The sequence below is a fragment of the Kineothrix alysoides genome (genome assembly GCF_000732725.1).
GTDB lineage: Bacteria > Bacillota > Clostridia > Lachnospirales > Lachnospiraceae > Kineothrix > Kineothrix alysoides.
In genome coordinates, this window is record NZ_JPNB01000001.1 from 1,274,255 (window position 1) to 1,295,358 (window position 21,104).

19 protein-coding genes and 1 pseudogene are annotated in these 21,104 nt (G+C 45.2%); 19 read left to right on the top strand and 1 reads right to left on the bottom strand.

The genetic code is table 11. The annotated features are described in order from the left end of the window. Positions 1-7: 7 nt before the first annotated feature. On the bottom strand, positions 8-1,261 hold the full coding sequence (locus tag CC90_RS0106000) for a nucleotidyltransferase (RefSeq protein WP_031389892.1): 1,254 nt from the start codon (positions 1,259-1,261) through the stop codon (positions 8-10). 225 nt (positions 1,262-1,486) lie between these two features. Between CC90_RS0106000 and pta the strand changes: the two genes are divergently transcribed. The 19 genes and pseudogenes from pta (at position 1,487) to trmD (ending at position 21,056) form a co-directional block, all read left to right on the top strand. Further along, the gene (pta, locus tag CC90_RS0106005) at positions 1,487-2,488 is read left to right on the top strand and encodes a phosphate acetyltransferase (protein ID WP_031389893.1); all 1,002 of its coding nucleotides are present in this window, start codon (positions 1,487-1,489) and stop codon (positions 2,486-2,488) included. Between the two features lie 114 nt (positions 2,489-2,602). Beyond that, positions 2,603-3,799, top strand: a complete 1,197-nt coding sequence (locus CC90_RS0106010; RefSeq protein WP_031389894.1) for an acetate kinase — start codon at positions 2,603-2,605, stop codon at positions 3,797-3,799. Positions 3,800-3,907: 108 nt separating this feature from the next. Beyond that, positions 3,908-4,432 (top strand): YceD family protein, encoded by a 525-nt coding sequence (locus tag CC90_RS0106015; RefSeq protein ID WP_031389895.1) that lies wholly within the window; start codon positions 3,908-3,910, stop codon positions 4,430-4,432. A gap of 2 nt (positions 4,433-4,434) precedes the next feature. Next, complete coding sequence (rpmF, locus tag CC90_RS0106020; RefSeq protein ID WP_031389896.1) at positions 4,435-4,614, top strand: 50S ribosomal protein L32; 180 nt, start codon at positions 4,435-4,437, stop codon at positions 4,612-4,614. Between the two features lie 305 nt (positions 4,615-4,919). After that, entirely contained in the window at positions 4,920-5,933 is a 1,014-nt protein-coding gene (gene plsX, locus CC90_RS0106030) for a phosphate acyltransferase PlsX (RefSeq protein WP_031389898.1), read from the top strand. Positions 5,934-5,948: 15 nt separating this feature from the next. After that, positions 5,949-6,179, top strand: coding sequence for an acyl carrier protein (gene acpP / locus CC90_RS0106035; protein WP_031389899.1), 231 nt, complete (start codon positions 5,949-5,951; stop codon positions 6,177-6,179). A 63-nt stretch (positions 6,180-6,242) separates the two neighbouring features. After that, entirely contained in the window at positions 6,243-6,932 is a 690-nt protein-coding gene (gene rnc, locus CC90_RS0106040; RefSeq protein ID WP_031389900.1) for a ribonuclease III, read from the top strand. 21 nt (positions 6,933-6,953) lie between these two features. Further along, positions 6,954-10,513: pseudogene (smc, locus tag CC90_RS22155) on the top strand (chromosome segregation protein SMC). A 29-nt stretch (positions 10,514-10,542) separates the two neighbouring features. Further along, a complete protein-coding gene (gene ftsY / locus CC90_RS0106050) occupies positions 10,543-11,490 on the top strand; it encodes a signal recognition particle-docking protein FtsY (RefSeq protein ID WP_031389901.1) in 948 nt (315 codons plus the stop codon). Between the two features lie 127 nt (positions 11,491-11,617). After that, positions 11,618-12,829, top strand: a complete 1,212-nt coding sequence (ilvA, locus tag CC90_RS0106055; RefSeq protein WP_031389902.1) for a threonine ammonia-lyase — start codon at positions 11,618-11,620, stop codon at positions 12,827-12,829. Positions 12,830-13,027: 198 nt separating this feature from the next. Beyond that, positions 13,028-14,089: a YitT family protein gene (locus CC90_RS0106060; RefSeq protein WP_242843250.1), complete on the top strand. Its 1,062-nt coding sequence runs from the start codon at positions 13,028-13,030 to the stop codon at positions 14,087-14,089. Between the two features lie 114 nt (positions 14,090-14,203). Further along, positions 14,204-15,301: a glycoside hydrolase family 25 protein gene (locus tag CC90_RS22960; RefSeq protein ID WP_051869305.1), complete on the top strand. Its 1,098-nt coding sequence runs from the start codon at positions 14,204-14,206 to the stop codon at positions 15,299-15,301. Further along, entirely contained in the window at positions 15,294-16,142 is an 849-nt protein-coding gene (locus CC90_RS0106070; RefSeq protein ID WP_031389905.1) for an AraC family transcriptional regulator, read from the top strand. Before CC90_RS22960 ends, CC90_RS0106070 begins: the two co-directional genes overlap by 8 nt. A 98-nt stretch (positions 16,143-16,240) precedes the next feature. Continuing rightward, positions 16,241-16,582, top strand: coding sequence for a YlxM family DNA-binding protein (ylxM, locus tag CC90_RS0106075; RefSeq protein ID WP_031389906.1), 342 nt, complete (start codon positions 16,241-16,243; stop codon positions 16,580-16,582). Positions 16,583-16,623: 41 nt separating this feature from the next. Next, a complete protein-coding gene (gene ffh / locus CC90_RS0106080; RefSeq protein ID WP_031389907.1) occupies positions 16,624-17,982 on the top strand; it encodes a signal recognition particle protein in 1,359 nt (452 codons plus the stop codon). 34 nt (positions 17,983-18,016) lie between these two features. Next, the gene (rpsP, locus tag CC90_RS0106085; RefSeq protein WP_031389908.1) at positions 18,017-18,262 is read left to right on the top strand and encodes a 30S ribosomal protein S16; all 246 of its coding nucleotides are present in this window, start codon (positions 18,017-18,019) and stop codon (positions 18,260-18,262) included. A 25-nt stretch (positions 18,263-18,287) separates the two neighbouring features. Beyond that, complete coding sequence (locus CC90_RS0106090; RefSeq protein ID WP_031389909.1) at positions 18,288-18,515, top strand: KH domain-containing protein; 228 nt, start codon at positions 18,288-18,290, stop codon at positions 18,513-18,515. Between the two features lie 532 nt (positions 18,516-19,047). Next, positions 19,048-19,560 (top strand): ribosome maturation factor RimM, encoded by a 513-nt coding sequence (gene rimM / locus CC90_RS0106095; RefSeq protein ID WP_031389910.1) that lies wholly within the window; start codon positions 19,048-19,050, stop codon positions 19,558-19,560. A gap of 62 nt (positions 19,561-19,622) precedes the next feature. Continuing rightward, positions 19,623-21,056 carry a tRNA (guanosine(37)-N1)-methyltransferase TrmD gene (trmD, locus tag CC90_RS22160; RefSeq protein WP_242843251.1) on the top strand — a complete coding sequence of 478 codons (1,434 nt, stop codon included), beginning with the start codon at positions 19,623-19,625 and terminating at the stop codon, positions 21,054-21,056. Positions 21,057-21,104 lie beyond the last annotated feature (48 nt).

The window sequence follows — 21,104 nt, forward strand, 5'->3', positions numbered from 1 at the left end:
CGGATGGTTAGAGGATAACCATCCGTTTTTCATATTCGTTTACGAAGCCGGCGCCGAATTTACCGGAAGCTACCGAGTCGTAAATGTGGGATGCCTGGATGTCTTTTTGCAGCATGGCAAGACTGGGGCCAGTAAGCGAGGCGGCAGCATCAGCCAGCTTGGAAACGAGAGGAATGGAGGCGCAGATTTTCATTTCGTGCAAAAGCTCCGAGGCATCCTTTTTTAAGCCCAGGATTCTGGCATAATGAATGTAGTCGGTTTCGACATAATGGGCGAACTCATCCTTTTTCATATCAAGAAGGATATGGAGAAGGCAGCGGCTTATACGGGAATAGGTCATGTCCTTGGACTTTAAAAGTTCGCAGAACTGTTCGAAGCATTCAAATCGATAGAGATTCTTTTTTATTTTATCCGATAAATCGGGAAGTACGTCCACGTACTGCGTATATCCCCCATTTTCCTCTAAAAGAAGCTTGTATTTTAATAAAAGTGAAAAATCATTGCTCTTTATGGGAAAGCTTTTCAGATAGGAAGCGAGTAACAACTCGTATACCGATTCCGGAACATGTTCTCTGATGCGGGAGATTCCGCCCTCATTATCGATAGACTGTCGGATAGCGGAAGCGGAACTTTTCGGGGGGGAGTCCTCAAGTATATCTGTCAGGAGCATATCATCGTGATAGCCGGATCCTTCTCTTCGTATGGTATAAGGTTGAATGGAACTTGTACGTTTACCTATGGCTTTTATATATTCGATGCCGAGAATATTGTTGGGTGAGATGATCGCTTCAGCGCAGGCAGAATCCGGAAGGCAGGCAGTAAGAGCAGCGCTTCGCGCCTTAGGAAAGGAAAGTCCTTTTTTAAGATTCTCTTGTAATATACTCCGGTAAAGGGCGGGCTCCTCCAAAAGGATGGAGGCGACTTCAGAAAGGACATGAATGTCTGCGCATTCGCTTCCGAAGCATAGGGAGTCCACAACTCCCAGCTTATCCAAAAGAGTAACGGCGCCCATGGCGAAATATTCAGCGCTTCCTGCGGCATAAAAAAGCGGAAGCTCCAAAACCAGATCCGCACCGTTTTCCAGGGCCATTTTTGTCCGGGTATATTTATCGATAACGGCAGGAACACCGCGCTGTGTATAGTTTCCGCTTATAACGGCCACGAGAAAATCGCAGCCTGTCAGTCCCCTTGTTTTTTCTATATGATATTTGTGACCGTTGTGAAACGGATTATATTCTACAATGATGCCAGCAGTCTTCATATAGGCTCCTTAAAAATTTATAGATTTATTTATAAATAGTATCATGAATTGCCAATCAGTTCAATGGAAAGGCTTTGTACTCAATTTAGCACAATATTTGCAAGGTTTCGGGTAATTTTTTGCTTGTATGGATTATATAAATCTTGTATAATTTTTTGTATACAAGATTAAGTGATAATGGGGGAGTTTGTTTTTATTACGTTACTCGAAAGGAGAAATAGGATTATGGCCTATATTGACATTATTAAAGAAAAAGCGAGAAGCGACAGAAAGACGATCGTCCTGCCGGAGACTACGGATAAAAGGACCTTGATAGCCGCATCGCATATTATCTCTGAGGGAATTGCGAATATCATTATGATAGGTGACGAAGAGAAGATTATGGACGGTGCCGGATGGCTGGAAGTAGAGCTGGGAGGTGCCAAGATCGTGAATCCGGAAAAGACGCCGAAGCTGGAAGAGTATATAGAGATGCTGTATGAACTAAGAAAATCCAAAGGAATGACGATGGAGAAGGCGAGAGAGCTTATTTTGAATGATTATCTGACCTTTGGAGTTATGATGGTAAAATCTAACGATGCAGACGGCATGGTTGCCGGAGCATGTCATGCCACAGCGGATACTTTGCGACCCGCATTACAGATATTGAAAACGGCACCGGGAGTGAAGCTCGTATCGGGCTTCTTCATTCTGGATGTACCGGATTGTGAATACGGAGATAACGGAACCTTCCTTTTTGCCGATTGCGGGCTCAATCAGGACCCTACGTCGGAGGAGCTTGCCGCGATTGCGGATTCCAGTGCTACGAGCTTCAGGCAGCTTGTGGGAGCGGAGCCGGTAATCGCTATGTTGTCCCATTCTACAAAGGGAAGCGCAAAGCATCCTCTGGTGGATAAGGTGGAAGAGGCTACGAGAATTGCCAGAGAAAAATATCCGAGCCTCATATTGGACGGCGAATTGCAGGCGGATGCCGCATTGGTGCCTCAGGTAGCGAAGTCGAAAGCACCGGGCAGTCCGGTGGCAGGGAAAGCCAACGTCCTTATTTTCCCCAATCTGGACAGCGGAAATATCGGCTATAAGCTGGTACAGAGGCTGGCAAAGGCAGAAGCCTACGGACCAATGCTTCAGGGAATCTCAAGGCCGGTAAACGATCTGTCCCGCGGATGCTCGTGGCAGGACATCGTGGGCGTTGTGGCGCTTACAGCAGTTCAGGCTCAGCTCGCATAATTTAGTGAATAAATTTAAATAAAAGATAAAATTTCAGGAGATATAAGGTTGAATAAAAATGCGTATTCAACTATTGATTTGAGTGCGCGTCGCAACGCGCAAATGGGTATAAAAATGAATATATTAGTAATAAACTGCGGCAGCTCTTCTCTTAAGTTTCAGTTAATAAACGCCGCGGATGAGAAGTTGATTGCAAAGGGACTTTGTGAAAGAATAGGAATCGAAGGAAGTCAGTTAGTGTATGCTCCTACCGGAGGAGAAAAAATAACAACGGTAACTCCGATGAAGGATCATACACAGGCGATAGGGCTTGTTCTGAATGCTCTAACGGATGAGAAGGCGGGTGTTGTAAAAAGCCTTCAGGAAATCAGCGCGGTGGGACACCGTATCGTGCACGGCGGAGAGAAGTTCGCCGCTTCCACCATTATCACCGATGAAGTGATTGAGGCAATCCAAGAGTGCAATGAGCTTGCGCCTCTGCACAATCCGGCAAATCTTGTGGGCATTGATGCATGCAGGGAGCTTATGCCGTCGACACCTATGGTAGCCGTATTCGATACCGCTTTCCATCAGACGATGCCGGAGGAAGCGTATATGTATGCGATTCCTTATGAGTATTATCAGAAATATAAGGTGAGAAGGTACGGCTTTCACGGCACCAGCCATTCCTATGTATCCCACAGGGCGGCAAAGCTTCTAGGCAAAAACTATGAGGATTTGAAGATTATCGTATGTCATCTGGGAAACGGAGCCAGCGTGTCGGCGGTGAAGAACGGAAAATGCGTGGATACTTCTATGGGACTTACGCCCCTTGAAGGCCTGATCATGGGAACCCGTTCCGGCGATATCGATCCGGCAATTATTGAATTTATCGCCCATAAAGAAGGAAAAAACATCGATCAGATTATGGATATTCTCAATAAGGAATCCGGAGTGTTAGGGCTTTCCGGCGGATTGTCCTCCGATTTCAGAGACTTGGTAGCAGGCTATGAAAAGGGTGACGCAGCTTCTGTTCGCACGATGAAGGCTTTCGCCTACAGAGTGGCTAAGTATATCGGTGCGTATACGGCAGCGATGAACGGTGTGGATGCCATTTGCTTTACAGCAGGATTTGGAGAAAACAGCGGATTTATCCGAAACCTCGTTTGCGACTATCTTGGCTTTCTGGGAATCGCTTTGGATGAGCAGGCGAATAAGGCACAAGGGGAAGAAACCGTGGTTTCTGCGGCAGGTTCCAGAACAAAGGTACTCGCCATTCCTACCAATGAGGAGCTGGCAATAGCAAGAGAAACGTTTGCACTGGTAAAATAAGTTACTGTTCACTCCGTTCACAGTAACAAAAATAACTATTGACAAAAAAGTATACGATATGTATAATTGACAAAGTGTGAAAATGATTATTTTCATAAGGAGTCAGCTATGTTAATGAACCTAACTGATGTTTTAACATCCGAAGGAAAAGTGGTGGAGAAGCAGGTAGATGTGGATATAGCGGAGCTGAATTGCCGTTTAGGCGATTTTCCCGTAATCCAGAAGACACCCTTGACACTTACTTTAACTAATCTTGGAACGAACAAAGCGTCTATTGAGGGGAAGATGGAACTCACATTTGCCATGAGCTGTGACAGATGTCTGAAGTCTGTCAATCAGAAGGTGACACTCGACTTTATGCGGACGGTGGAAGGACCGGACGAATATAAGGAAGACGCGCAGGATGATGAGCAGAATTTCATGGAAGGTTACCAGCTTAATGTAGACGGCTTAATTAAGAATGAGTGTTTTATGGACTTGCCGATGAAGGTCTTGTGCAAGCCGGACTGCAAAGGAATTTGCATGAAGTGCGGAAAAGACCTGAATGCGGAAGCGTGCGATTGTGATACATTTGTACCCGATCCGAGAATGGCAAGGATAAAAGATATCTTTGATGCAAATAAGGAGGTGTAACAATGTCTATTTGTCCCAAGAATAAATCTTCCAAAGGTAGAAGAGATAAGAGAAGAGCGAACTGGAAAATGAGCGCTCCTACATTGGTTAAATGCAGCAAATGCGGTGCTCTTATGATGCCCCACAGAGTATGCAAAAAATGTGGCTCTTACAACAAAAAAGAAATTATCGCAGTAGATTAATGATTGAAAAGCTGAGGTTTTCCTAATAAATTAGGAAGACCTTTTTTCATGCAATAGGAAAGAGCCTCTATTGCATGAAAAATGAATGCGCAGCTACACGCGCGGAACAAAAAGTATGCTGCTAAAGTGTTTGGCGGTGGGAGTGTTTGAAGCATACCTTTATTCTATATTAGGAAGGTGCCCCCTATTGCATGAAAATGGATGCGCAGCTACGCGTGTGAAACAAAATTTTTTTGTGTATGAAAAACAACTTGATTTTTATATATGGGTTTAGTATATTAAAGAAAGATATTAGGAGGTTGCATATGTCAGAGTTGGTGAAAGTTGCTGTCGATGCGATGGGCGGAGACAATGCGCCGGAAGAAATCGTAAAGGGTGCGGTTGAAGCGGTAAAGGAGAGCAGTAAAGTTAAGATCTATCTGGTAGGAATTGAGGATAGGATCAAAGATGAGCTGAAAAAGTACAATTACCCTTCGCAGCAGGTGGAAATCGTAAATGCGGCGGAAGTTATCGAGACGGCAGAGCCTCCGGTCATGGCAATTCGCAAGAAGAAGGATTCCTCCATTGTGAAAGCTCTTCAGTTGGTGAAGGAAGGAACCTGCGATGCATATATATCTGCAGGGAGTACCGGGGCGACACTAGTCGGAGGACAGGTCATCGTAGGACGGTTAAACGGAGTGGAGAGACCGCCTTTAGCACCTCTTATACCGACGGAAAAGGGCGCTGCACTTTTGATCGACTGCGGAGCCAATGTGGATGCCAGGTCTTCCCATCTCGTACAATTTGCGAAAATGGGAAGCGTATATATGGAAAGCATTATGGGAATTAAGAATCCCAAGGTTGCGATTGTTAATATCGGAGCCGAGGAGGATAAAGGGAACGCTCTTGTAAAAGAAACCTTTCCTTTGTTAAGGAACTGTCCGGACATCAATTTTATCGGAAGCATCGAAGCGAGAGATATTCCGGCAGGCTATGCGGACGTCATTGTCTGCGAGGCATTCGTAGGAAATGTTATTTTGAAATTATACGAAGGAGTGGGAGGAACGCTCATTAAGAAGGTAAAAGCCGGAATGATGACTTCCCTCCGTAGTAAAATAGGTGCATTGTTAGTAAAGCCTGCCTTAAAGGAGACTTTAAAGACTTTCGACTTGGAGCAATACGGCGGTGCGCCGCTTTTGGGGCTCAAGGGACTGGTAGTAAAGACACACGGCAGTTCAAAAGCAGTCGAAATCAAAAATTCTGTTCTTCAATGTATCACATTTAGCGAGCAGAAGATTAATGATAAAATAAAAGAAAAAATTACTCTTGAGAATGAATAAGAAAGGGCTATTATCATGGAATTCGAAAAATTAAAAAAAATCATTGCCGAGGTGCTCAACGTGGACCCGGAGGAAATTACGCTGGAAACTACTTTTGCGGATGATTTAGGAGCTGATTCCTTGGATGTATTTCAAATTGTTATGGGAATTGAGGAAGAATTTGACATTGAGATTCCTGCGGAAGAGGCTGAAAAGATTAGTACGGTTGAAGAGGCGGTTGAGTTAATCAAGAGCGCTATGAATTAGTAACTATGTAGAGTATCGAAAGCCCTATATCAAGGGCTTTTTCGATGTTTATGGGGGAATGTGATGTTAACGGAAAATGATTTGAATGAGTTGGAAGGCAAAATAGAGTATTGTTTTAAGGATAAGGAGTTATTAAAACAGGCACTTACCCATAGTTCCTTTGCCAACGAACAGAAGATTAAAAGAGCGAAGGATTATGAACGTCTGGAATTTTTGGGGGATGCGGTGCTTGAGCTGGTAACCAGCGACTTTTTGTATCAAAGGCACCCGACAATGCCGGAAGGGCAGCTTACGAAAAAGCGTTCTGCGCTTGTATGCGGGCCGGCTTTGGCCTTTTGTGCGGCTGATATTGAAATCGGCAGTTACATACAGCTTGGCAGAGGAGAAGAATCCACAGGCGGCAGAGGACGCGATTCCATTACTGCGGATGTTATGGAGGCTATTATCGGCGCTATATATTTGGATGGAGGATACGAAGCATCCAGCGTTTTCATCCACCGTTTTATATTGTCTGATTTGGAAAATAAAGAACTATTTTATGACAGCAAGACGTTGCTTCAGGAGGAAGTGCAAAAGGACAGCAAGGGAACTCTGCGCTATGAGCTCGTCAGCGAGACGGGACCGGATCATAACAAGAGATTCGTCATTGAAGCGAGGGTGAACGGAAAGATTTTGGGAAGAGGTGTCGGAAAAACGAAAAAGGCGGCAGAACAGCAGGCGGCTTATGAAGCCCTTCTGGCATGCAAAGCCTAAAAAGGGGTAATGGGAGTAACTATGTATTTAAAAAGTATTGAGATACAAGGGTTTAAATCATTTGCAAATAAAATTAATTTTAAGTTTCATAATGGAATCACCGGAATCGTAGGTCCGAACGGAAGCGGAAAGAGTAATGTAGCTGACGCAGTGCGCTGGGTATTAGGAGAACAGCGCATTAAACAGCTTCGCGGGCCTCTATGCAGGACGTCATTTTTTCGGGGACGGAGCTTAGAAAGCCGTTAGGATACGCTTATGTGGCCATTACGCTGGATAATTCGGATCATCAGCTTGCAGTGGACTACGATGAGGTAACGGTAGCCAGAAGAATATACCGCTCGGGAGAGAGCGAATACATGTTAAACGGCACACCCTGCCGTTTAAAAGACGTGAATGAATTATTTTACGATACCGGTATCGGTAAAGAGGGCTATTCCATCATCGGGCAGGGGCAGATCGATAAGATTCTGAGCGGAAAGCCGGAAGATCGAAGAGAGCTTTTCGACGAAGCGGCAGGCATTGTAAAATTTAAACGCCGCAAATTTGCGGCGCAGAAGAAGCTGGAGGATGAAAAGCAGAACCTGCTTCGTGTGAAAGACATTCTGTCAGAGCTTGAAAAGCAGACAGGACCGCTCGAAAAGCAGTCTGAAATTGCAAAAATTTATTTAAAGAAAAAAGAAGAATTGAAGACGTTAGACGTGAATGTGTTCCTCTTGGAAAATAACCGCATCAAAGAGCAGCTTCTGGCCGTAGAGCAAAAATATGGTATTGCAGGCAGCGATTTGCAGGAGACCACGGAGAGGTATGAGGGCATCAAGGCGGAGTATGAGCAGATTCAGGGAGAGATTGAGATGCTGGACGAGTCCATCGAGTCGGCGCGCACGCAGCTTACGGATACCGGACTTTTGCGAGGTAAACTGGAGGGCGAAATCAATGTCTTAAAGGAGCAGATCAATTCTGCCAAAGGAAACGAGAGTCATTTTCGTTCCCGTCTGGAAACGGTGCAGAAGGAAATCGACGCAAAAAACATAGACAAAGAAGATATCTTAAAAAATAAAAGCGAAATCGATGGGAAGCTGGCTGAAATAGAAGGTATAAGGGATGAAGCGAGGCGTTTACTGAACGAAGTTCAGGGTAAGATCGAGGAGCTGAATAACCATATCGAGGCCGGAAAGAATACGATTATCGATGCGCTGAACGGCAGGGCCACCATTAAGTCTAAAATCGGCCGCTACGATACGATGCTGGAGCAGGCTAATATACGTAAGGCCGAGCTGAATTCCAGATTGCTGCGGGCAAAATCGGACGAGGAGAAGCAGGAAGAGACCATTAAGCAGCTTCAGGAGGAGTTTGAGAACATTAACGGAGAAATTCGCCGGCTGAACGATTCTCAGACAGTTATCGAAGAGCGCCTTAGCGGCATGCATAACGAGCTTTCCACCAAGGATCAGAAACTTCGGGATACGCAGGTGGTCTATCACCAAGAGAAATCCAAAATGGAAGCGTTGATTAATCTAACGGAGAGATATGACGGTTATGGCGGCAGCGTAAAGCGTGTCATGGAATGCAAGGACGAAGAAAAAGGTATTATCGGCGTGGTAGCCGATATAATCAAAGTGGATAAGAAGTATGAAACCGCGATAGAGACCGCTTTGGGCGGCAATATTCAGAATATTGTCACGGAGGATGAGGAGACTGCAAAACGGATGATTGCCATGTTGAAGGCACACAAAGCCGGGAGGGCAACTTTCTTACCTCTTACGAGCATCAAGGATCCGCAGGAATTCAAGAACCTGGAGGCGCTGAAGGAGAAAGGTGTCATCGGCATGGCGGACGAACTGGTGCAGATGGACAAGAAATATAAGGATGTGGCAAAGTCCATGCTTGGGCGCATCGTGGTAGTAGATCATGTGGATAACGCCGTTAAAATAGCGAGAAAGTATAGTTACGGCATCCGAATGGTTACAATAGAGGGCGAGCTTCTTGTGCCGGGCGGTGCTATCAGCGGCGGAGCATTTAAAAACAGCAGTAATCTTCTCGGACGCAGGCGTGAGATGGAGGAATTGAACGCCAAGGTTAAAAAGTATCTGGAAGAAATTGATTTGCTGCTGGAGGATATCGAGGAGACGAAAACGCTTAGAAATAAGCTTCGCATGGAATTGGAGGATACCAAATCCAGACTGCAGGAGGAATTCATCAAGCAGAATACGGCGCGGATGAACGTTATAAAGGCGCAGGAGAGAAAAAGCGAGGCGGAGGAAGGCTTCGGAGAGCTGAAAACTGAGGAGAAGGAAATCGAGACCCAGATAGTGGAGATCAAATCCAGCAAAGAGGGTATTCAGAAGGAGTTGGAAGAATCAGAAAACCTGGAAAAACAAGTGGAGCTTCAGATCAACGAGTTCCAGAAGGAACTGGAGGAGCAGAGGCTGAAGGAGTCCGAGCAGTCTAAGGTAGTGGCAGAGCACGACGTGGGAGTGGAAAAGATGCTCCAGCAGCAAGGCTTCCATAAACAGAACGTGGATCGTATCGACAACGAAATCGCCCGCTTCATGTCCGAGCTTATGGAAATCAAGGAGGGCCTTGAAAGAAATGAGGAAGACATAGAGAGAAAGGCGCAGAACATTGTTGAAATCGAAAAGACAATCGTGTCCTCTAATACCTCAAGAAGTGATGCGGAAGTGAAGATGAAAGAAGACATCACGAAGAAGGAAGAGCTATCTGCAAAGCAGAAAAACTTTTTCGCTACGAGAGAAGAGCTTTCTGAGAGAATGTCTGCTCTGGATAAAGAGGTATACCGCTTAAGTTCCCAGAAGGAGAAGCTGGAGGAATCCATCGAAAGCCAGATCAACTATATGTGGGATGAATATGAAATCACCCTTTCGGACGCAGCCTCCCTTAGAGATGAAGAAATGACGGACCTTTCGTCGATGAAGAAGGAAATCGCATCGTTAAAGGATGGAATCCGCAAGCTGGGTGATGTTAATGTCAACGCTATCGAGGATTATAAGAATTTGATGGAGCGTTATCTGTTTTTAAAGACCCAGCACGATGATTTGGTGGAGGCGGAGAAAACCTTGACACACATTATCGAGGAGTTGGATACTGCCATGCGTAAACAGTTCAACGAGAAGTTTACCGAAATAGCCAAGGAGTTCGATAAAGTATTCAAGGAGCTTTTCGGAGGCGGAAAGGGAACGCTGGAGCTGATGGAGGACGAAGATATTCTGGAGGCAGGAGTACGTATTATTGCCCAGCCCCCCGGAAAGAAGCTGCAGAATATGATGCAGCTTTCGGGAGGAGAAAAGGCGCTGACAGCAATCGCATTGCTTTTCGCCATTCAGAATTTAAAGCCGTCACCGTTTTGTCTGTTGGATGAAATAGAAGCGGCTCTGGACGAAAATAACGTAGGCAGGTTTGCTAAGTATTTACATAAATTAACAAAATACACACAATTTATTGTAATTACCCATAGGCGTGGTACAATGGAAAAGGCGGACCGACTGTATGGTATTACGATGCAGGAAAAGGGTGTGTCAACGCTTGTAAGCGTTAATTTAATCGATAAGGACCTTGACGATTAAACTATTTAACAACTCATAGAGGAGGGCACATGGGCGAGGAAAAGAAAGGCTTTTTTGGAAGGCTTAAGGACGGACTTACCAAGACCAGAGATAATATTGTAAATGGAATCGACTCCGTTTTTAACGGCTTCTCCGCGATTGATGAAGATTTTTACGAGGAATTGGAAGAAATTCTGATTATGGGAGACATCGGTGTTAACGCTACGAATGCCATTATCGAAAAGCTTCGCGGACAAGTAAAGGAAAATCATATCAAACAGCCGTCAGAGTGTAAGGAAATCTTGATTCAAAGCATCAAGGAGCAGATGAAGGTGGGAGAGACGGCATATGACTTCGAGCAGGAGCAGTCCGTTATTCTTGTAATTGGTGTGAACGGTGTTGGAAAGACCACCTCTGTAGGAAAGCTGGCAGGTATATTGAAGGATCAGGGAAGGAAGGTACTTCTTGCAGCGGCAGATACTTTCCGTGCGGCGGCAGGAGAACAGCTTACGGAATGGGCGAACCGTGCCGGAGTGGATATTATCGGAGGTTCGGAGGGATCGGATCCCGCCAGCGTGATTTTCGACGCGGTGAACGCGGCCAAGGCCAGACATGTAGACGTGCTTTTATGCGACACAGCAGGGCGTCTTCACAATAAAAAGAATTTGATGGAAGAGCTGAAAAAAATCAACCGGATAATCGATAAGGAATTTCCCGGAGTTCATAGGGAGAATCTGGTCGTGCTTGACGGAACCACCGGACAGAACGCTCTTCAACAGGCGAGGGACTTTGGCGAGGTGGCCGATCTGACGGGCATCATTCTCACTAAAATGGATGGGACGGCAAAAGGTGGAATCGCAGTAGCTATTCAGTCGGAACTGAATATTCCGGTGAAGTATATCGGAGTGGGCGAGACCCTAGAGGATTTGCAAAAGTTCGATTCCGACCAGTTTGTAAACGCACTCTTCGATATAAAAGTATCGGGAGAAGAAGAGTAGTCCAAGACACTTGCAACAGGTAGAACGCTCGTAACGAGCGGAGAACACCTGAAGCGAGTACGGAACGCTCGTAATAGTATAATGAAACAGTAAGACGGATGGAGGATGAGGTAAGTTGGACGAGAAGATGCTGACACTTGACAGGTTTGAAGAAGCTTCCGAGGTAGTGAAAAGGGTGACGCAGGAAACGAAGCTGGTTTACAGCGATTACCTGAGCACTCAGACAGAAAATAAAGTGTACTTAAAGCCGGAAAACATGCAGTTTACCGGGGCATATAAGGTACGAGGTGCCTATTACAAAATAAGCACCTTATCCAAAGAAGAACGGAGCAGGGGATTGATTACCGCTTCCGCGGGCAATCACGCCCAGGGAGTTGCTTATGCGGCAAAATGCAACGACGTGAGGGCTGTTATCGTCATGCCAACCACCACACCTCTTATTAAGGTAAATAGAACGAAGAGCTATGGCGCAGAGGTAATTCTTTACGGAGATGTTTATGATGAGTCTTGTGCCCGCGCTTATGAGCTGGCAGAGGAAAAAGGATATACCTTTATTCATCCTTTCGACGATCTGGCGGTAGCGACGGGGCAGGGTACGGTGGCGATGGAAATCTTCAAGGAGCTTCCATTAGTGGATTATATCCTGGTTCCTATCGGCGGAGGCGGACTGGCTACCGGCGTATCCACTCTCGCCAAGCTTCTCAATCCGAAAATCAAGGTAATCGGAGTGGAGCCGGCAGGAGCTAATTGTATGCAGGCGTCCTTGAGGGAGGGAAAGGTTGTTACCTTAGATCACGTGAATACGATTGCGGACGGAACGGCGGTGAAGACGCCGGGAAGCAAGATTTTCCCTTATCTTTCTGAAAATCTGGATGATGTTATTGCGGTGGAGGACGAGGAGCTGGTAGTCGCTTTTCTCGATATGGTGGAAAATCATAAGATGATCGTGGAGAATTCGGGACTTCTTACCGTAGCGGCGCTGAAGCATCTGCCGGTAAAAAATATGAGAATCGTTTCTATCTTAAGCGGCGGAAATATGGACGTGATTACGATGTCCTCGGTAGTACAGCAGGGCTTGATACTTCGGGACAGAATCTTTACCGTATCGGTACTGCTTCCCGATAAGCCGGGAGAGCTTAGCCGCGTATCGGATGTGATCGCGAAGCAAAACGGTAATGTTATCAAGCTGGAGCACAACCAGTTTGTTTCCATTAACAGAAATGCTGCAGTAGAGCTTAGAATTACGCTGGAGGCATTCGGGCCGGAGCACAAGAAACAGATTATAGTGGCACTTCATCAAAACGGTTATAAACCGAAGGCAGTTCGCACGATTATGTAAATATAAATAAAATAGTCAGAGCGCATCATAGATATTTGGTGCGTTCTTTTTCGTCTGGTGATTGGAATCAGAGGCTTAATAAATTAAGTAAGGCTCGAAAGAAGAGGTCCGGTATGGTAGAATAGAAATCGGAGTAATGGAAATATTTATCAAAGAGAAGGGATACGATGATTGGCGTGGAGAGGCAGGAAGAAGTTCATGGATAAGAAGGAAAATGATATAAAAAGAGAGCCGGAAATAAAGAAAGAAAATGAAAATATACAACTTGAAAAAATAGAAGAGGAAAAGAAGAGGAAGACCATGGAAAAAGAAAAGGAGGAAAAAAGAGAGAAGGAAAGGGAGGAGGAAGATAAGTATATTTTGGAGATAGAGCAAGAATATGAGAAGAAGCGGGAAGAAGAGAAGACGGTGAAACAGCGCATTCTGGATTATATTATTATCACGCTGGCCTCAGTGGTGTATGCGGTAGGAGTCAGTCAGTTTATCGATCCGAACAATCTGGCTCCCGGAGGGGTGACAGGTGTTGCTATTATTTTGAACCGCATCGTACCGGTGGAGACGGGGACTCTCATTTTGATTATTAATATACCGATTATCTTATTGGGAATGTGGAAGTTCGGAGTGAGATTCATTATTTCGACCTTTTATGCAATTGCGGCCACCTCTCTTTTTACAAATCTTCTGGCACCTTTGGGAGCGGCGACGGATGACCTTTTGTTAGCGGCACTTGCAGGAAGCGTTCTGATTGCAGTTTCCATGGGTATTATTTTTAAAAGAGGAGCAACTACCGGAGGAACGGACATCATCATTAAGTGTTTAAGGCTAAGGTATCCTCATTTGAAGATGGGAATGCTGTTCTTCCTGACAGATGTGGGTGTGGTGGTGGCTTCCGCCTTCGTGTTTCAGGATATCGATTCCGCACTGTATGCCGGAATTGCCGTAGTTGTTACATCGATGATGCTGGATGTGGTTCTTTACGGAAGGGATGAGGCGAAATTGATTTATGTCATCAGCGATTTTTCTTCTGGGATTACGGACAGGCTTTTGGAGGATCTAGGCATCGGCGTCACCCATTTGAATGGGCAGGGGGCATACAGCGGGAAGGATAAACAGGTAATTATGTGCGTGTCGAAGAAAACGCTGGCTCCGAGAATTGAGGAAATCGTAAGGGAAGAGGATCCGGACGCATTTATGATTGTGACCAGTGCGACGGAAATATTTGGAGAAGGATATAAGAGTTATTTCAGCGAAAAGATTTGAACAGTATTTATCATGTATGATAGAATATAGAAATAAGATACTAATGAAATCTATCATTTACAGTCAGTAATCTGACTGGTAAAGGCCAGATAGGAGAAACGGGGAACGGATAATTTGGATACGGGAATGGGAAGCAGAAGGAGACAGGGGAAAAAGAAGAGAAGAAATAGTGGCATGTGGCTGTCTGTAATTTTATGTGTTATTGCTCTGGGAGCCTTGACTGGATGTCTTTACCTTTTGGTAAAAAACCGCAGTCTTGAGGGGGACGTCAGCGAGGCGCTGGCTTATATAGAGGAGGTCAATTCCATTACCACCTATACGGAGGAGGAATTGAAGGAGAAGAAGGAGGAGGCCGCTTCACAGGCATCATCGGAAAAGGAAGAGGAAATTCTGAATGAAATGAAGGAAAGAATGGAAAGTGGGGACGGTACCACCGCTATGCTTAAGTATTTTTATCCGGAAGAAATCGTAGTGGCTTCGGACGGCAGATACTATTTCTTCCCTATTTTGGATACGATAAAGCATCATGCGTATAACGAGGAACAGTTCGTTATGAATGAGGATGAGACGCTTCAATATCTCGAAAACGGTGAAGTGGTTTCGCACAAGGGAATCGATGTTTCCAAATACCAGGCCTCTATCGATTGGGAGAAGGTGGCGGGGGACGATGTGAAATATGCATTCATTCGTCTCGGGATAAGAGGTTCCACGGAAGGAAAGCTGGTTTTGGACGATACCTTTGAAGACAACGTGGAAGCGGCATTGAAAAATAAAATCGATGTAGGCGTATACTTCTTTACGCAGGCGCTTAACGAGGCGGAAGCGGTGGAGGAAGCGGAGTTCGTATTGGAAAATATCGCAGATTATGATATATCATATCCTATTGTACTGGATGTGGAGGATATCGAGGTGAAGAATCCAAGAACGAAGGATATGACAATGCAGGATTGGACGAACGTATGCATCGCTTTTTGCGAGAGGATCAAAGAGGCAGGATACACGCCGATGATATATGGCAACCTGAAAACGTTCATGCTCATGGTTGATTTGACCCAACTGGAGGAGTACGATAAATGGTTCGCATATTACAGCACTCCGTTGTATTTTCCTTATGAATTTTCCATGTGGCAATATACCTCTACAGGCAGGGTAGACGGAATTAAGGGCGACGTAGACGTGAATATAAGTATGAAGGATTGGAAACATGAGTGACATAGCAGGAGCATATGAAAAAACAGGGTATCTGAATAAGCACTACAAGTTCTTTCATTTGAAGGATTCCGACAGCAGGAAATTCGATTACCATTATCATGATTTTGATAAAATAATATATTTATTGAACGGCAGAGCGGATTATATGATAGAGGGTAAGAAATATCTGTTAGAGCCTCACGATTTCATCTTTGTCAATCGAAACGAGATACATAAACCTATAGTGGATTTTTCTATACCCTATGAGCGCATGATATTATATATCGACCATAGCTTTATCGAAGGGTATGCGAAAGACGATTATGATCTGAGTGAATGCTTCGGCCGAACCTTTAAGGAAAAGACCAACGTAGTCCGCTTTCCGGCAGTGGTTACCAGAGAACTTTATGAGACGCTCCGCAGAATGGAGGAGAACGATAAAACTTCCGGCTATGCGGGAGAGCTATATGGCGAACTGCTTTTTCTGGAGTTCATGGTTCAGATGAACAGAGCCTGTCTGGAAAATGAATTTGCTTATCATCATACGGCGAAATATAATAAGAAAATAATTGATATCATTCAGTATATCAATGAGAACTTATCGGAGGAGTTGTCTATTGATGACTTATCGGAGAATTTTTATATGAGCAAGTATCATATGATGCGCCAGTTCAAGGAGGAAACGGGATATTCCATTCACCAGTACACCCTGGAGAAGCGCATCGTGACGGCGCGTTCCATGCTTTTGAATGGAGTTCCGGCAATGGTTGCAGCCATGGAATGCGGATTCAAGGATTATTCCACCTTCGCACGCGCTTTCAAGAAAAAGTTGGGCAGTATGCCATCGAAAATAAAGGGATGAAGGTGTCAAGAAAAAACACTTGACACCTTTACTTCTTTATAGTATGATATGCAATGTGTTCGAGAAAGGAATTTCTTCGTATACATGGGAGAACCGTTATGGAAAAAATTGTAGCACAAGGTTTGTTATATGATTTTTATGGAGAATTATTGACGGAGCATCAGCGTAAGATTTATGAGGCTGCGGTATATAATGACCTGTCTCTCAGCGAGATCGCGCAGGAGCAGGGAATCAGCAGGCAGGGAGTGCACGATTTGATCAAAAGGTGCGATAACCTTTTAGAAGGATACGAAAGTAAGCTCCATCTTGTGGAACGCTTTAACCGAATCAAAGATAAAGTGCAGTGCATCGATGTGCTCACAGAGAATGAGCAGATAAGCCACGAACAGCTTAGAAGAGAAATCAAGAAGTTATCGGATGAGATACTGGAAGCCTTGTAATTTATAAAAGGCGTAATTATAGATAGAATAAGAGGTAGCCTATGGCATTTGAAAGTTTGACGGACAAATTGCAGAATGTATTTAAAAATTTAAGAAGCAAAGGCCGTTTGACTGAGGAGGATGTGAAAGCCGCCTTAAAAGAAGTAAAGATGGCATTGCTGGAAGCGGATGTTAACTTCAAGGTAGTGAAGCAATTCGTAAAAGCGGTGGAAGAACGAGCGGTCGGCGTTGACGTAATGAATGGTCTCAATCCCGGTCAAATGGTGATAAAGATAGTAAACGAGGAAATGGTGACGCTGATGGGCTCCGAGACGACGGAGATCCAGATGCAGCCCGGTAAATCGATAACCGTAATTATGATGTGCGGTCTTCAGGGTGCCGGTAAGACCACTACTACAGCCAAGATTGCCGGTAAATTGAAACTGAAGGGCAAGAAGCCTCTGTTGGTAGCCTGCGATATTTATCGTCCGGCAGCAATCAAGCAGTTACAGATAAACGGTGAAAAGCAGGAAGTGGATGTTTTTTCCATGGGTGAGCACCACAATCCTGTTGATATTGCCAAGGCGTCCATGGAGCACGCAGGTAAAAACGGACACAATGTAGTAATTCTCGATACGGCAGGGCGCCTTCACATCGATGAAGATATGATGATGGAGCTTCAAAATATAAAGGCTAATGTAGAAGTTCATCAGACGCTTCTCGTAGTGGATGCCATGACCGGACAGGATGCCGTGAATGTGGCAAAGGAATTCGATGAAAAAGTCGGTATTGACGGCGTTGTTTTGTCGAAGATGGACGGTGATACGCGAGGCGGTGCCGCACTTTCTGTAAAGGCGGTGACGGGTAAGCCGATTCTCTATGTAGGTATGGGAGAAAAGCTTTCGGATTTGGAGCAGTTCTATCCTGACCGAATGGCCAGCCGTATTTTAGGAATGGGCGATGTGCTTACTCTTATCGACAAGGTTCAGGCTAACTTGGATATCGATGAAGGTAAAGAAAAAGAAATGGCTGCCCGGATGAAAAAGGGCAAGTTCGATTTCAATGACTATCTGGAAAGTATGAAGCAGATGAAAAAGATGGGCGGTCTTTCCAGTATCATGGGGATGATGCCGGGGATGGGAAAACAGCTTGGCGACATGGAGTCTATGGTGGATGAAAAGCAGCTTTCGAGAATGGAAGCGATCGTGCTCAGCATGACACTGGCGGAGAGGGAGAACCCGAAACTTTTGAATCTGAGCAGAAAGAGCCGGATTGCAAGAGGCGCAGGCGTAGACATTGCGGTAGTAAACCGTTTTGTAAAGCAGTTTGAGCAGTCACAGAAAATGATGAAACAGTTGCCCGGCATGATGGGCGGCAAAAAAGGACGAGGTATGTTCGGCGGTATGAAATTTCCGTTTTAACATATAAAAAATTAATTTTGCGGAGGTGAAAAACATGGCAGTTAAAATCAGATTAAGAAGAATGGGTCAGAAGAAAGCTCCTTTCTATAGAATCATCGTAGCAGATTCCAGATCTCCCAGAGATGGAAGATTTATCGAGGAAATCGGAACGTATGATCCTAGCACAGATCCGAGCACATTCAAGGTAAACGAGGAGTTGGCTAAGAAATGGCTTGCAAACGGAGCTCAGCCCACAGAAGTTGTTAACAAGATTTTCAAATTGGCAGGTATTGCGAAATAGGACCGGTCGCTTTTGGAGGTGGACTATGAAGGAATTAGTTGAAGTAATTGCAAAAGCACTTGTTGACAATCCGGATGAGGTTGTGGTAACGGAGAAGGTAGAAGGCAAGAATGTAGTTGTCGAGCTTCACGTTGCCCAGTCCGATATGGGAAAAATAATCGGCAAACAAGGCAGAATTGCGAAAGCGATTCGTTCTGTTGTGAAGGCAGCGTCATCCAAAGACAATAAGAGAGTGGATGTAGAAATCGTTTAAACCGATTGGGAGAATGAGGATGGAGAGGTATGGGCCATCCTCATTTTTGGTATGATGGGGATTTGGTTGGGTGGCGAGAGCCTTTCTTCGGCAGCTTTGGGTTCGTTTCCGACGCGCGGGGCCTTGGTTTTCTAAATGAAACCGGTAGGTGGTGGCGACGGTCGGGTCGGCAGCAAAGCACATCCGTGTGCTGTGCTGCCTAAACGCCGCGTCCTTGCGGCGTTTGCCCTCGTTTTTGTGGTTTCATTAAGAAAACCAGGGCCCGTGCTGACGGAAACGAACCCAAACTGCCGAAGAAAGGCTCCCACTACGTAACGAAATGGAGTAGGATGGAAGGTTATTGGCGGCGGAAGCTGAGGGATGGCGTGGATGTGGTGAGAGTTGATAGGCGGGAAGTTGTGGGAATGGGATGAATAGGTGCTAGTTGAGAAGGAATGCTTTTGTTGGGGGTTGAGAGGGTGACTTGGAGGGGCAGGACTTTGTCGGGATGGAGTGGGGAGTTAAGATTGAGTGGATGGAGAGAGGAATTGGTATGGAAGAGAAGTTGAGAGTTGGGGTTATTGCTTCGACGCATGGGATTAAGGGAGAAGTTAAGGTTTTTCCTACTACGGATGATTTGGAGAGGTTTAAGTCGCTGAAGCAGGTTGTTTTGGATACGGGGAAGGAAGAAGTGGAGCTGGAGATTGAAGGGGTTAAATTTTTTAAGAAGTTTGCGATTGTGAAATTTAAGGGGATTGATAATATTAATGATATTGAGAAGTATAAGGGGAAGGAGCTTTATGTGACGAGGGAGAATGCGCAGAGGCTTCGTAGGAATGAGTATTATATTGCGGATTTGATTGGGATGAAGGTGGCTGAAGATAGCGGAAGGTACCTCGGGGTTCTTTCTAATGTGATTAAGACGGGGGCGAATGATGTTTATGTGGTGGAGATGGAGGATGGAAAAGAGCTTTTGATTCCGGCGATTAAGCAATGCATATTGGATGTGGATATGGAGAAGGGGGAGATGAAGGTGCATTTGCTGGAGGGGCTTTTGGAAGAATAGATTTTGTGTGCATACATGTTGCAGCTTAGCCGAAGGCTGAACTTTAACGAATAGAGGAAGGGATGGAAGATGTCATGAATTTTCATGTTTTGACGCTATTTCCGGAGATGATATCGCAGGGGGGGCAGGCCAGTATTTTGGGGCGTGCTTTGAAGAATGGATGTATTTCTTTGCATCCGGTGGATATTAGGGATTATACGGAAAACAAGCATAAGAAGGTGGATGATTATCCATATGGAGGCGGTGCAGGTATGCTTATGCAGGCACAGCCTGTTTATGATACGTATTTGTCGGTGAAGGAAGGGATTGAAGCGGAGAAGGTCAGGGTGATTTATTTGACGCCGCAGGGAAGGCGGTTCGACCAGAAGATGGCGAAGGAGCTTTCCAGGGAGCAGGATCTGATATTTCTTTGCGGGCATTATGAGGGAATCGATGAGCGGGTTCTGGAGGAGATTGTTACAGATTATGTGTCTGTAGGCGATTATGTGTTGACGGGAGGGGAACTTCCGGCGATGGTGATGATCGATGCGATAGCCAGACTTGTTCCCGGGGTGTTGAATAATGAGACTTCGGCGGATTTCGAGTCTTTTCATAATGACTTGTTGGAATATCCTCAATATTCCAGGCCGGAGGAATGGAAGGGGAAGCGTGTGCCGTCTGTGCTTTTGTCAGGGAATCATGCGAAAATTGAGGCATGGAGGCAGGAGCAGTCTATACTCAGAACGAAGGGAAGGCGGCCGGATCTGTATGAGAAATATGAGGAGAAACGTCGTGTTATCGAACGGCTGTTAAAGAAGAATAAGTTTTTATATATGGATATGATAGAAAGCCTGCGGCGGGGCAGGGGTGAGCTTGTATATAATGAAACGGGAGGCGTGACGGTATGGGATGCGGATGCCGATGTTTATATGCTGGCGGCATTTGGAGAGGCTTCGGCAGAAGAAATGGTAAAGGAGTTGCCTTATGAAAGGGGAATGAATCAAATTGTTGTCCATCAGGAATATTTGCTTAGGAAGGTTGAAGAACGATTTCAGATAGAAGAAATAATTCCTGTCAGGCATGCGGTCTATACGCAGAAGGTTCCTCTTTTCGTTTCGAAAGAGATAGAGATCAGGCCGCTTGGAATAGAATATTTGGAGGAAGTCATCGAGCATTATCATATGGTTTCTGAGGATTATATAAGGGAACAGCTTCTTGGAGGGAAACTGGCAGGGGCTTTTGTAGAAGGAAGGCTGGCAGGGTTTGCAGGAGAGCATAAGGAAGGAAGCTTAGGAATACTGGAGATTTATGAAGAATATCGACGAAGGGGCTTGGCTGCCTCCTTGGAAGCGTATATGATAAACCGTCATTTGGCAAATGGCTTTACTCCTTATGGGGATGTTTTGACAGAGAATGAGGCATCGCTGCGTCTTCAGGAGAAATTAGGGCTTTGCATATCTAAGGATGAGCTGTATTGGGTAATCGTTAATAAAAAATGTAACGAAAACCGCGATTGAGCTGTCTAATTATGTAAGAACATATAAACAGTGATTCCGTACCGGGAT